We start from the raw sequence: 11,736 nt of genomic DNA on the forward strand, positions 1-11,736 counted from the left end.
TAGCCCAGGGCCGTTCTTTTCCCACAGCCACGCCGCCGCACAGCCACGCGCGGGCTGATCCACCAGCGGCGGCTCTGCGCGGACCGGCTCTGCGCGTCCCGGACCGGCTCTCAGCGGACGAGGTGGCGCAGCGCGGCGCGGGCGAGCGGAGCATAGGCGCGGATCACCGGCGCCGGTGCGGTGATCCGCACCCATGCCGCCGTCCCGCCGTCCAGGCAGGCGTCCACGCCGTGGTCGAGCTCCAGTCGTACCGGGCCGACTCCCACCCGCCAGCTCCAGGTGCGGTCCGTCTCGTCGACCGCGGTGATGACGAACCGGGCCGCCGGTGGGAGGAGCCCGCGGATCCGGCCGCGCAGCCCGGGGAAGATCCGGACCTCGGTGGCCGGCGCCCCCCGGGCGCCCGGCCAGCCCGGGGAGGGGGCATGCCGCCGGCGCCGGAACCCACCGGTACGGCCGCCCGGCGCCGCACGCCGGCGAGGACGTCCTCCAGCGTGACGGTGTGGATCTGCGGCGCCCAGGTAGGCCAGGCCGCCGGCACGGCATACCGCTCCCAGCACACCTGCGGCGGCGCCGGCCCGGACGCGTCCAGGAAAACCACGCTCACACCTACCCACGGTAGGCCGGGTGCGGCCGAACTTCATCCGTCGCCCGCACCCTACGCATCCACCTGTGGACGCAGCGTCGGTATGGCGGTGGAGGCCAGCCCGGCCGCGTCCGGCGTGGTCAGCAGCCGAAGGCGTCAGCAGCCGAGGGCGTCAGCAGCCGAGGGCGATGGCCGTCACCAGCAGACCGCGGCCGACGACCCACCGCCCGGTGAACCCGGTCAGCTCCTCGCCGGTGGGCAGCGTCGGGCCCGCGACCAGCAGCCTGGCCTGGAACCCGCCCCGCGCGACCAGGCCGTCGCCGCCGACCCCGAAGCCCGGGTCGTCGTCGTGGCCGCCCTCGACGGTGAGGGTCAGGTCGGCGTCGGCGAAACCCAGCCACCGGCGGGCGAGGGGGAACCAGGCCTTGTAGACCGATTCCTTGGCGCTGAACAGCAGCCGGTCCCAGGCGACCGCCGGATGTGCCCGCCCCAGCTCCGCGAGCCGGTCCCGTTCGTCGGGCAGCGAGATCTCCCGCAGCACACCGCCCGGGGTCGCCTCGTTCGGTTCGGCGTCGATACCCACGCTGACCGCCCGGCCCGCGACCGTCCGCGCCACCACCGCGGCCCGGTAGCCGGCGGTGTGGGTGATGCTGCCGACCACCCCGTCGGGCCAGCGTGGTTCGCGGTGCTCACCGGGCAGGATGGGCACCGCGACCTCTCCCAGCGCCCGCAGTGCCCGGTGCGCGCAGATCCGCCCGGTGGTGAACTCGCGGCGCCGCTTGTCGACGGCGCGGGTCAGGACGGCCGCCTCGGCCGGGAACAGCGCCGCGTCCGAGTCGCCCCCGAAGTCGTCGTCGTACTTCTCCACCGCGGCGAGCGCGGGGTCGCCGGGGCCGGCTGAATCCGCCGACGGCCCGGGCGCAGGCAGGACCGCGCCCAGCAGCACGGCCCCCCGGCGATGGCGGCGACGGGGGGAAGGCGCCACTCGCCCGGTCGCTACGGCCTGTGGACGGCATGGGGCACGACTCCTCTGCTGCGCTGTGCCTCACCGGTGGGCTCTCACGTCGCCGGTGGTGGCTTCTGCGACACCTGTGGCTCTTGCGACACCTGCGGGCAACATCATGCCCCTGCTGGGAGAGGGTGAGGGCATGGACGGTTCAGACCTCGTCGCGCGTGACCGTGCGGTCGTCTGGCATCCCTACGGCTCGGTGCGCGACCATGCGCCGCTGTTCGCCGTCGCGTCCGCCCGTGGCGTGCGGCTGACCCTGACCGACGGCCGTGAGCTGCTGGACGGAATGTCGTCGTGGTGGGCGGCGATCCACGGCTACCGCCACCCGGTCCTGGACCAGGCCGTGCGCGACCAGCTGGACCGGATGGCCCACGTGATGTTCGGCGGGCTGACGCACGAGCCGGCGGTGGCCCTGGCCGAGCTGCTCGTCCGGATCACCCCGCCGGGCCTGGACCGGGTCTTCTTCTGCGACTCCGGTTCGGTCTCCGTCGAGGTCGCGATCAAGATGGCGTTGCAGTACCAGGCCGGCCGGGGCCGGCCCGGGCGCACCCGGCTGCTCACGATCCGCCGTGGCTACCACGGCGACACCTCCGGCGCGATGTCGGTGTGTGACCCGGACACGGGCATGCACCACCTGTTCACCGGCCTGCTCGCCCAGCACCTGTTCGCCGCCGCCCCGACCAGCGGCTACAGCGATCCGGTGACCGACAACGACCTCGCCGACGTGGAGCGGCTGCTCGCCGCCCACCGCGGCGAGCTCGCCGCGGTCATCTGCGAACCGGTCGTGCAGGGGGCCGGGGCGATGCGCTTCTACCCGCCCGGCTGGCTCACGCGCGTGCGTGACCTGTGTGACCGCTACCAGGTCCTGCTGATCGCGGACGAGATCGCGACCGGCTTCGGGCGCACCGGCGAGCTGTTCGCCTGCGACCATGCCGGGATCACACCCGACATCATGTGCGTCGGCAAGGCCATGACCGGCGGCTACCTGACCATGGGCGCCACCCTGTGCACCGAGGAGGTCGCCGACGGGGTGTGCGCCTCCGCGGCGGGCGCGTTCATGCATGGCCCGACGTTCATGGGCAATCCGCTGGCGGCGGCCGTCTCCCGGGCGAGCATCGAGCTTCTGCTCTCCTCACCATGGCGGGAGCGGGTGCGGGGGGTGCACGACGCGCTGGCCGACGGCCTCGCCGCGGCCGCCGACCTGCCCGGGGTGGCCGAGGTACGCACCCTCGGCGCGATCGGTGTGATCGAGACCCGTGAACCGGTCGACATGGCGGTAATCCAGCCGCTGCTGGTGGAGCTGGGGGTGTGGGTGCGCCCGTTCGGGCGTCTCGTCTATGCGATGCCACCGTTCGTGATGGAGCCCGCCGAGGTGGCCACGCTGGCGGGGGCCATGGTCGAGGCGGTCGCAGCCACCACGAGCACCACGGGCGTCCCGAGAACCACCCGGTAGGCCCTCGTCCCGGCTTCGGCCGGGTCGGCGACTGTGGTCTTCCTGCTCCCGGGCGGGCGCTCGCCCGGGCCGTCCGCGTCGCCGCGCCAGCCGTCGCCGTTGCGACGACAGCGCAGGTCAGGTGGTTACCGCGGCGGAACCGCCAGGGCCCGGCGCGGTGCCCGGCCGCCGCCCGGCATCCGCACACTGCATATCCGACATCGGGGAACTAGTTGCGGATGCCCGAAGAGCCTTCATACCCTTCGTTCACGGGGTTTCACTGTGTGTAGCGGTCGGCGTGTCGTTGTCGGGTACCGGATGGCCCGGACCCGGGGAAGGGGGCGGCACCATCGCCGGCCTGGTCGACGAATGCCCTGAGTGATCTGGATATCGCCGGCAGGCGGGGTGCCGCGGGCGGTGAACGAGAGGGGCCGGGTGCGGATGCCGTTACGACAGATGTCACGACAGGTGTCAGGGGGGCCGGGGGCCGGGTACGCCCCGGCGGGCCTGCGGGCCGTGGTGAACGCGGCCCGCCGCGGATGGCGTCGTGGCCGCCTGTCCGCGGAGGCCCCGATCGATCCGCCGCGGGTGGGCAGCCCGCTGGAACCGGCGCCATCGCCCGGTGGGCCCACCGGGCACCCGCCCACCGACCCCACCCTGTGGCCGGCCGAGCCACTGCCGCTGGCCGCCGTGGCCCGCCGCCCGGTTCCGGCCGGAGCGTCCGGCCACACAGCACCGGTCACGACCACGCCGGCCACGACCGTGCCATCCGGCGCGGCGCCGGGCGCACTGCCCGGCTCGTCTCCCGGCCCACCGCACAGCGACACGGGGCTGGGCGCATCACTGTTCCTGCGCGCCCGGCCCACCGATCCTCCCCTGGAGCACATCCGCGCCGGCAGCCGCTGCGGGGCACCGGCCCCCTGCCCCAGGCACTGGTGGTGGATGCCCTGTTCGGGCTCAGCGTGGCCCTGCTCGTAGCCGAGGGCGTCATGGGCGCGGGCGCACCGCGGGCCACCGAGCTCGCGACCTTCGCGACCTTCACCGGGCTGGCCGTCCTCACCAGCCTGCTCGGTACCAGTCCGGTCGGTGCCAGCCTGGCCGGCGCCACCGGCTGGGCCGGCGGAGCGCGCGGCGAGGGCAGCATCGAGGCCGGCCGGGACGCCTACCCCGCCATGACCACCACCTGGACGCTGCCGGTAGCCCTGTTGCTACCCCCGCTGTATGCGCTGCTCGCGCACGTGCCGCTGTGGCTGGCGGCCGCGCCCCGGCGCGCCCGACCGGCCCGCCGTGGGCGGACCGGCGGCGACGGCCCTCCCACCCACAACCTGTTCCACGACAGTGCCGCGCTCGGGCTCGCCGGTGCGGCCGCCGCCCTCGCGCACCGTCTGCTCGACCCCGCCATCGACCCCGGGTCCGCCGACCGGCTCGCCGGGTCCGCCCGCGGCGTCACGGCGCTGTTCGCCGCGGTCACCGTCTATCTGGCCGTCGACCGCCTGCTGCGGCCCCGCCGCTGGGCGGCCGGCCGCGACCACATCGCGACAGTGATCGTCCAGCTCTGCGCGGCGCTCGTCCTGGCGGTGATGTGGGCGGCGAGCCCGGTGCTGCTGGTGATCGCGGTGCCACTGGTGCTTCTGCTGCGTCGCGGGCTCGCCCATGCCGAGCTGCTGTCCGCCGCGCGCACCGATGCCAAGACCCGGCTGGCGACCCTGGGCTACTGGCGGCAGGTGGCAACGGCCGAGACGGCCCGAAGCCATGGGCTCGGCCGGCCACTGGGGGTGCTGCTGGTCGACATCGACCATTTCAAACAGGTCAACGACCGGCATGGCCACATCGACGGCGACGTGGTGCTGCTCGCCGTCGCCGACGCGCTGCGCCACGCGACCCGGCCGCAGGACCTCGTCGGGCGTTTCGGCGGGGAGGAGTTCGTCGTGCTGCTGGTCGGCGTCGACCTCGCGGCTGCGGCCGCCATCGCCGAACGTATCCGCGACAGCGTCGCAGCCGTCCGCGTCCACCTCACCCGCGGCGAGCAGAGGGTCACCGTGTCGGTGGGTGTGGCCAGCGGCGCACCGGCCTCCCACGACGACCACGGGGTCGTCACCGACCTGCTCGAACGTGCCGACGCGGCGCTCTACCGTGCCAAGCGGGAAGGGCGCGACCGGGTGTGCCTCGCCGCGGCACCGGTCCCCCGGAAGCCACGGCCCACCACCTGATCTGCGGGCCGGGCGCCGACCGCGCGAGCGGCCAGGCGCCCGGCCCGCAGGCAGAAGCAGGTCAGGCGTGCGGGTCAGAGGTGCGGTGTCAGACGTCGGCGGCTCGGACGGTGTTGCGCAGCAGCAGCATCGTCGTCACCGGCCCGACTCCGCCGGGGACCGGGGTGAGCGCGCCCGCGACCGGAGCCACCGCGTCCGCGTCGACGTCCCCGACCAGGCCGGCGTCGGTCCAGTTGGTACCGACGTCGATGACCACCGCGCCCGGGCGGACATGCCCGCTGCCGACCATCTTCGGCCGCCCCACGGCGGCGACGACGACATCCGCCTCGTGCGCCACCGTCGTCAGGTCCTTCGTACGCGAGTGGCACACCGTGACGGTGGCGTGCTCGGCGAGCAGCAACAGCGCCGCCGGCTTGCCGACCACCGAGCTGCGCCCGATCACGCACACCCGCGCCCCGTCGAGGGGCACCTCGGCCCGGGTGAGGATCTCCAGCACCGCCGCCGCGGTCGCCGGCGCGAACGCGGGCAGGCCCAACGCGAGACGCCCCAGGCTCAGCGGGTTCATCCCGTCGACGTCCTTGCCGACCGGGATCCGCGCACCGACATCGGCGGCCGTCAGGTCACCCGGCAGGGGAGTCTGCACGATCATCCCGTGCACCGAGGAGTCGGCCGCGAGCTCGTCGACGGTGGCGATGAGCTCGTCGGGATCACCGGACAGCTCATGCACCACACAGCCGACCCCGAGCTTGGCGGCGCCGCGCTCGATCACCCGCACATAGGACCGCGCCGCCTCGTCGACGGTCGGCAACACGACCGCCAGGGTCGGGGTGACCCCGGTCGCGACCAGCCGTTCGACGTCGTCGACCACAGTGCGTCCGATGTCGGCGGCCATCGACCGCCCGTCCAGCAACCTCATGACCCGATCCGTTCTCCCACGGCGCGCACCACGCTGTCCGCGCCGGCCAGTGACGACAGGTACTTGTCCAGCTCGGCCGCGGTCGCGTCGCGGGTGGCGGCGTCGGTCATCGACGCCAGGTTGATCCGGACGTTGATCGCGGCCGAGTCGAGCGCCGCGCGGGCACTCGCGGCCGCCACGGCGACGTCGGACAGGACGTTCACGTTCGCCCCGTCGAGAATCAGCTGGCACAGGCCGACCACCTCGGCCGCGGCCGCGGCCGTGCGCAGCGGGACGTCCGCCGCACCGATCAGCGCCTGCTGGATCGCCGCGGTGCGGGCCGCCTTGTCCTCGGGGGTGTCCTTGGGCAGCCGGTAGGCGTCGGTGACGGCGGTGAAGGCCACGGCGTCCGCGTCGGCGAGCCTCAGCGCGTCGAGACGCAGCCCGGTGGCCTGGTCACGGGCGGAGATCATGGTCGGCTCGTGCTCGGCGTAGCGCGGCTTGCCGATGGTGAGGTTGGCGACCATGCTCACCAGGGAGGCACCGATGGCTACCTGCAGCGCTGCCGCGGCGCCACCACCGGGCGCGGGCGCCGCGGAGGCGAGTGCCTCGAGGAACCCGTCGAGCGTTTCGTTCGCCATCGTTTCCGACTCCCCGCCTCGATCCGTCTCGCCATCCGTACCCGCCCCGGCGGTGAACCGCCCCGCCATTGCCGGGCCCGGTGCGTTGCCCGCACAGCGCCGTGCGGCGTCGGCGGTACCCGGAACCACAGGGAACCGAACCCCGCGCCGCGCTCGACGACGCCCGGACCCCCGCCCCTGCCAGGGCCTGCGCGGAGGTCCGACCAGCCGCCACCAGCAGGTGACGGAAATGACGTCGGCCGGAGTGCACCGTAGCAAGTGGATCGACGTGCTGGGTGCGAGGAGGGCCGGCACACGCCGGTCCGGCACGATTTTGTGAGGTTCGCCGCGTCTGCGGGCAGATCGTGGTGCGGTACCGGGAGGCGGTACTCAGCCGGGCGCGGGCAGCGAGCAGAGGATCAGGTCCAGGCCGTCGTTGAACTGGGCGAGCGTGTCGGCCCGTAGGAACGGGACGGCGGCGGCGAGGTCCGGCAGCTGGTGCGCCGGGGGATTGAACGTCGCCGTCGGCGTGCCGGGCCGACGGTCGCGGGCGACGGCGGCGGCCACCGCGCGCGCCTCGGACAGCACGTGCCCCAGGCAGTAGAACAGCAGCGTCTGGTAGACCGAGGTGGCCGCCTCCGCGCTCAGCCCCAGCCCACGCAGCAGGCCGATCGCGTGGTTCGCCCGCTCCCAGTACGCCCGCCCGCCCGGGGGCCGGCGCAGGATCACGGCGGCCATCGTCGGGTGCCGCAGCAGGCAACGGCGCAGCTGGTGCAGGCTCTCCCGCAGGTCCGCCCGCGCGTCGCCGGTGGACGGCAGTGGCTCGTCGCCGGCGATCAGGATGTCCGCGAGCGCGTCGAGCAGCTCGTTCTTCGTCCGGAAATGACGGTAGAAGGCGGTCGGGTCGACCTCGAGGCGGGAGCCCAGGGCCCGCATGCTGAACGCGTCGGCCCCGCCGATCCGGACGATCTCCATCGCCGCGTCGAGCAGGAGCTCCCGGGACAGGGTGCCACGGGGAGTGCGGTGGGGTGGCACGGGCGCGCCGGTGCGCGGCGCGTCCTCCTGCGAATCCGGTGCTGTCACACGGCTGATCCTAACGACGCCAGCACTGTGGTCAACAACGTTGACAGCCCCGGCCGCTCCTGTTGATCAAGACTCGTCTCTGGACGCCGTTGGGCTCGACCGTAAAAGGACTGAATGCCCGAAAAATGGGATGCGTGCCTTGGCGGCGGTTGCGACCATGGGCTCATGATCTGGTCGGTCACTGACGACGCAGGCGATTTCCTGGCCGAGGCAGGCGATTTTCTCCGAACCGCGGCGGCGGAGAACACCGTTGTGCTCACGGTCGCGGCGGACGTCCGTGCGCGGGGTGCTGGCGCCTTCGGCGGAGCCGAGACCCTGTTCGGCTGGTACAGATCCATCGGTGGTCCGGTCAGCGGCGTCTTTCTCCACACCCAGGGCAACCCACTGCATCTGGGCGTCATGCCGGTCGAGGCGATCGGTCCGCTGGCCGACAGCCCTGCGCTGGCCGAGCGGAAGGTTTCCAGTGTCAACACCGACGAGCGGGCTGCGGCGGCCGTCGTCGCCGCGTGGCGCGACCGGGCCGGGACATCGCTTCGAGTCCAGGACCGTGAGCGTCTCTACCGGTTGGGAACGCTGACCCCACTCGAGCGGCAACCTCCCGGCCGGGCGCGACCGGCGACCGCCGCGGACCGGGATCTCCTTGTGGTCTGGCATCAGGCGTTCAACGACGAGGCAGGCCGGGGCGGCGATCCTTCGGCGCGGGTCGATGACCGGCTCAGCTATGGCGGTCTGTACCTGTGGCACGTCGACGACACGCCCGTATGCATGGTCGGCCACAGCCGCGTCGTCGGTGGCATGGCGCGGATCGGACCTGTCTACAGCCCGGCCGAGCATCGGCGGCGCGGCTACGCCGGGGCGCTGACCGTCATGGCCAGCCAGGCGACCCGCGATGGGGGAGCCACGACGACTGTTCTGTTCACCGACCTGGCGAACCCGACCAGCAACCGTCTCTACCAGCGGCTCGGATACGTCCCTGTCGCGGACAGGGTGCTCCTGGGCCTGGATCCGCCTACCGCCTGAAACGCACCGGACCCGGGCGCCCCGTGGAGGTGGACCGGGTCCGGTGGGGGAGTGGGGAGCCCAGCGGACCCGGTACGACCACTCCCCATCAAGATAGTCAACAGTGTTGACGCGCCGTGCTCTGCGATTTTGATCTTGAATCGCCGTTAAAGCAAGACAAACGTTAAAGCAAGACAAAACGGAACAAAAACATCCCTCTCCAAAAAGAGATTCCTGCCTGAGTCGGAAATGGTCACTGGTGGGTGTGTTCCGATACGGGCCGAGCCGGCAGAGGCCGCGGGCCACGCCGTTGCCGGTGACGTCCGGCCCGATCCCGTCCACCAGATACTTGACATAACGTGCCTGGAGGCGATCAAGGAAGTAGGTAGATAGATCGGCAAGCCAGCGCTCGCTACGCCCCTACGGCAGTTCTCGTGGGCATCTGGGTGGCGGGAGGCGCAACGGGCGCCCAGACTGCCTCCCCCGAGGCCCGGAACGCCCAGCCGTGTGCCAGACCCGGCTGCCGGGGATGCCGCGCCCGGCGGGCGGTGCGGTGGCGAGGGGTTGAGTCGGGCCCGCCCACGTCGGTTCCCAGGGCAGGCTGCCGGTGTGGTCGGCCCAGACGGCCTGCAGGCCGGGTACGGCCGGCCCGTCGGGGTGGCGGTACAGCGAGTTCGCGCCGAGCAGGAGCTGGTCGCTGGCGAACGGAGTGATCTCGCGGAGCTCGACAGTCAGCAGGGGTGCGAGCGTGAGGCGTTGGCCGTCGTGCAGGCGCTCGTGGCGGCGGACCCGCTCCCCGAGCAGGTCGAGGACGCTTGTGGCCTGGTCGTCACGCAGGCCACTCACGACGAGCTCGGGGTGGCTGTCGAAGGCGAACAGCCCGATCGTGTAGGCGTAGGCCGGTTCGTCGGGCCCGTCGTCGAGCACCGGCTGTACGGCCCACCCGCGGGTGCGCAGAATCTGATCGAGTAGCGCATCCTGGCTGGCGATCCAGGCGGCGGTGGCGGCGGGGTCGTTGTCCGCCGCGCAGGTCTCGCCGTCGCAGGAACCGTCGTCGCGTGGTGGGTGACGGGCAGCCATCGGTTCACCTCGGTCCGTGTGGGGGGGTGGGTGAACCGTATGCGGGTGGGATCAGGCGTTTTCGGCGGCGAACCGGCTCCGTGACCATTGATCTTGGTGGGGTCACAGCGGTTGACGTTTCGGACACTGCCGTGGGTGCCGGCCGCCGCGGCTGTGGCGCTTGTTCAGGCGGATTCGGGTGACCCGGTGGCTTCGAGGTCGAGGGCGAGGCTGTTCATGCAGTAGCGCTGGCCGGTGGGGGCCGGCCCGTCGTCGAAGACGTGGCCGAGGTGGGAGTCGCAGCGTGCGCAGCGGACCTCGGTGCGGACCATGCCGTGGCTGGTGTCGTCGACGAGGGTGACGGCGTCGGGTGAGACGGGCTGGGAGAAGCTGGGCCAGCCGGAGCCGGAGTCGTACTTGGTGGTGGAGGTGAACAGCGGTGCGCCGCAGGCTCCGCACTGGTAGGTGCCGTCGGCCTTGTTGTAGGTGTAGGCGCCGCTGAAGGGGGCTTCGGTGGCGGCCTGGCGCAGGATGGCGTAGCGCTCGGGGCCGAGCAGCTCACGCCATTCGCTGTCGGAGCGGACGACTTTGCTGCTGGTCGGGTTGTCGCTCACGGGTTGGGTCCTCTCCTGTGCGGGCGGCGCGCGTTCGGTTCCGCGTGTCCGGTCGGGGCACCGGGGGCCGGCGGGCTGGGTGCGGCCATGTCGTCGTGTGGTCGGCGGTCTCGGGTTCGTGCTGGTCGGTTCGTCGTGGTCAACGCGGCGGCTGGCCGGTTTGTTCTTTGCTGCGCCGGTGGTCGCGTTCGGTGGCGAGGGTGGTGGTGGCGAGGGCTGCCCCGCTGCCGGCGGCGAGGGTCATCACGGCGCCGTAGGCGGCTGGGAGCTGGTGGTGGGCGGTGGCGTGGGCGAGGACGGCCGTGTCCGCGGTGTCGCTGAGCAGGCCGGCGACGAGCCAGGGCCGGGTATGTCCGCCGGTGGTGTGGGCGTGGAGCAGGCCGAGGCCGAGGGCGAGGTCGCGGATGCCGGCGAGGCGTGCGATCCAGGCAATTTTCTCAGCTGTGACACGGTCGACGCCGGCGAGGCGGATGATCGGTACGGGTCTGGTGAGGGCGGTGAGTCCGACGGCGGAGCGTGCGAGGCTGTTCAGCAGGATCTGGGCCCGGTTCGTCACCCGGCGTGTATCCTTTGCAGTCGAGGGAACACGTAGTGTGATCACGATCTCGTTACCTGGCCTTCTGGGGTGGGAACGACTTCGCTTGTTCGTACGTTGGACTCGATTGAGGTCAACATGCCACGACGCTCTGAGGAGTCATATGGGCGAGCGCATTCTGCGGGGCAGCCGTCTCGGTGCAGTGTCCTACGAGACTGACCGCAGCACGGAGCTTGCCCCGCGGCAGACAGCGTCGTACGACTGCCCCAACGGGCACCAGTTCGCCATGCCGTTCGCCGCCGAGGCCGAAGTGCCGTCGGTGTGGGAGTGCAGGGTGTGCGGGTCGCCTTCGGTGATTGTGGACGGTGAGCGGCCGGAGCCGAAGAAGAGCAAGCCGCCGCGGACGCACTGGGACATGTTGATGGAGCGTCGTACGACGGACGATCTGGAAGAGGTGCTGGCCGAGCGGCTGGCGGTGCTGCGGGGCACTGGCGAGGATCGCCGGTCGGCCTGAGTAAGGCTGCCTTCGGTGCCGGGCGCGGCGCCGTTGGGCTTGGTTGGCGAAGGGGTGACAGCGTTTGACGCTGTCACCCCTTCGCCATGTCTGTGGCCTGATGGTGCCCCGGTGTGACGGCTGGTCCCCCGGTGGTGGGGGGTCGGGTTCCCGGAGTATTGCGGGCCCCCGGCCCTGATCCGG

The 11,736-nt window shown here is 72.4% G+C and carries 13 protein-coding genes; 5 read left to right on the plus strand and 8 right to left on the minus strand.

All coding sequences use genetic code 11. From position 1 onward, the window contains the following. Positions 1-110: 110 nt before the first annotated feature. Positions 111-557: a hypothetical protein gene (locus FREUN1FDRAFT_RS39640; RefSeq protein WP_050795802.1), complete on the minus strand. Its 447-nt coding sequence runs from the start codon at positions 555-557 to the stop codon at positions 111-113. Between the two features lie 198 nt (positions 558-755). Beyond that, the gene (locus FREUN1FDRAFT_RS10090) at positions 756-1,568 is read right to left on the minus strand and encodes a 4'-phosphopantetheinyl transferase (RefSeq protein WP_035951183.1); all 813 of its coding nucleotides are present in this window, start codon (positions 1,566-1,568) and stop codon (positions 756-758) included. Between the two features lie 163 nt (positions 1,569-1,731). On the opposite strand from FREUN1FDRAFT_RS10090, the gene bioA reads away from it, so the two are divergent. From bioA to FREUN1FDRAFT_RS10105, 3 genes are all read left to right on the plus strand, one after another. After that, positions 1,732-3,045 carry an adenosylmethionine--8-amino-7-oxononanoate transaminase gene (gene bioA, locus FREUN1FDRAFT_RS10095; protein ID WP_006539922.1) on the plus strand — a complete coding sequence of 438 codons (1,314 nt, stop codon included), beginning with the start codon at positions 1,732-1,734 and terminating at the stop codon, positions 3,043-3,045. 447 nt (positions 3,046-3,492) lie between these two features. Next, entirely contained in the window at positions 3,493-4,002 is a 510-nt protein-coding gene (locus FREUN1FDRAFT_RS46105) for a hypothetical protein (protein ID WP_157474583.1), read from the plus strand. Further along, positions 3,963-5,234, plus strand: a complete 1,272-nt coding sequence (locus tag FREUN1FDRAFT_RS10105; RefSeq protein ID WP_232295132.1) for a GGDEF domain-containing protein — start codon at positions 3,963-3,965, stop codon at positions 5,232-5,234. Before FREUN1FDRAFT_RS46105 ends, FREUN1FDRAFT_RS10105 begins: the two co-directional genes overlap by 40 nt. Before the next feature lie 88 nt (positions 5,235-5,322). Here the strand turns inward: FREUN1FDRAFT_RS10105 and FREUN1FDRAFT_RS10110 are convergent, their stop codons facing one another. From FREUN1FDRAFT_RS10110 to FREUN1FDRAFT_RS10120, 3 genes are all read right to left on the minus strand, one after another. Next, positions 5,323-6,150, minus strand: coding sequence for a bifunctional 5,10-methylenetetrahydrofolate dehydrogenase/5,10-methenyltetrahydrofolate cyclohydrolase (locus FREUN1FDRAFT_RS10110; protein WP_006539924.1), 828 nt, complete (start codon positions 6,148-6,150; stop codon positions 5,323-5,325). Beyond that, a complete protein-coding gene (locus FREUN1FDRAFT_RS10115) occupies positions 6,147-6,770 on the minus strand; it encodes a cyclodeaminase/cyclohydrolase family protein (protein ID WP_006539925.1) in 624 nt (207 codons plus the stop codon). The genes FREUN1FDRAFT_RS10110 and FREUN1FDRAFT_RS10115 overlap by 4 nt, the downstream gene beginning before the upstream one ends. Positions 6,771-7,139: 369 nt before the next feature. After that, a complete protein-coding gene (locus FREUN1FDRAFT_RS10120; protein WP_006539926.1) occupies positions 7,140-7,832 on the minus strand; it encodes a TetR/AcrR family transcriptional regulator in 693 nt (230 codons plus the stop codon). Between the two features lie 165 nt (positions 7,833-7,997). Here FREUN1FDRAFT_RS10120 and FREUN1FDRAFT_RS10125 point away from each other — a divergent pair, with 165 nt between their 5' ends. Next, positions 7,998-8,852 (plus strand): GNAT family N-acetyltransferase, encoded by an 855-nt coding sequence (locus FREUN1FDRAFT_RS10125; protein ID WP_035951186.1) that lies wholly within the window; start codon positions 7,998-8,000, stop codon positions 8,850-8,852. 399 nt (positions 8,853-9,251) lie between these two features. Here FREUN1FDRAFT_RS10125 and FREUN1FDRAFT_RS10130 read toward each other — a convergent pair whose 3' ends face one another. The 3 genes from FREUN1FDRAFT_RS10130 to FREUN1FDRAFT_RS10140 all read right to left on the minus strand — a co-directional run bounded on the left by FREUN1FDRAFT_RS10130 (position 9,252) and on the right by FREUN1FDRAFT_RS10140 (position 11,060). Beyond that, the gene (locus FREUN1FDRAFT_RS10130; RefSeq protein WP_006539928.1) at positions 9,252-9,911 is read right to left on the minus strand and encodes a DUF4262 domain-containing protein; all 660 of its coding nucleotides are present in this window, start codon (positions 9,909-9,911) and stop codon (positions 9,252-9,254) included. A gap of 164 nt (positions 9,912-10,075) precedes the next feature. After that, positions 10,076-10,504, minus strand: coding sequence for a peptide-methionine (R)-S-oxide reductase MsrB (gene msrB / locus FREUN1FDRAFT_RS10135; RefSeq protein ID WP_006539929.1), 429 nt, complete (start codon positions 10,502-10,504; stop codon positions 10,076-10,078). A 139-nt stretch (positions 10,505-10,643) separates the two neighbouring features. After that, positions 10,644-11,060, minus strand: coding sequence for a hypothetical protein (locus tag FREUN1FDRAFT_RS10140; RefSeq protein WP_006539930.1), 417 nt, complete (start codon positions 11,058-11,060; stop codon positions 10,644-10,646). A 142-nt stretch (positions 11,061-11,202) separates the two neighbouring features. Between FREUN1FDRAFT_RS10140 and FREUN1FDRAFT_RS10145 the strand changes: the two genes are divergently transcribed. Further along, the gene (locus FREUN1FDRAFT_RS10145) at positions 11,203-11,553 is read left to right on the plus strand and encodes an RNA polymerase-binding protein RbpA (protein ID WP_006539931.1); all 351 of its coding nucleotides are present in this window, start codon (positions 11,203-11,205) and stop codon (positions 11,551-11,553) included. The last annotated feature ends 183 nt before the right edge of the window (positions 11,554-11,736 follow it).

Origin of the sequence: Parafrankia sp. EUN1f, from assembly GCF_000177675.1 — a bacterium.
In the GTDB taxonomy this organism is placed as follows: Bacteria; Actinomycetota; Actinomycetes; order Frankiales; family Frankiaceae; genus Parafrankia.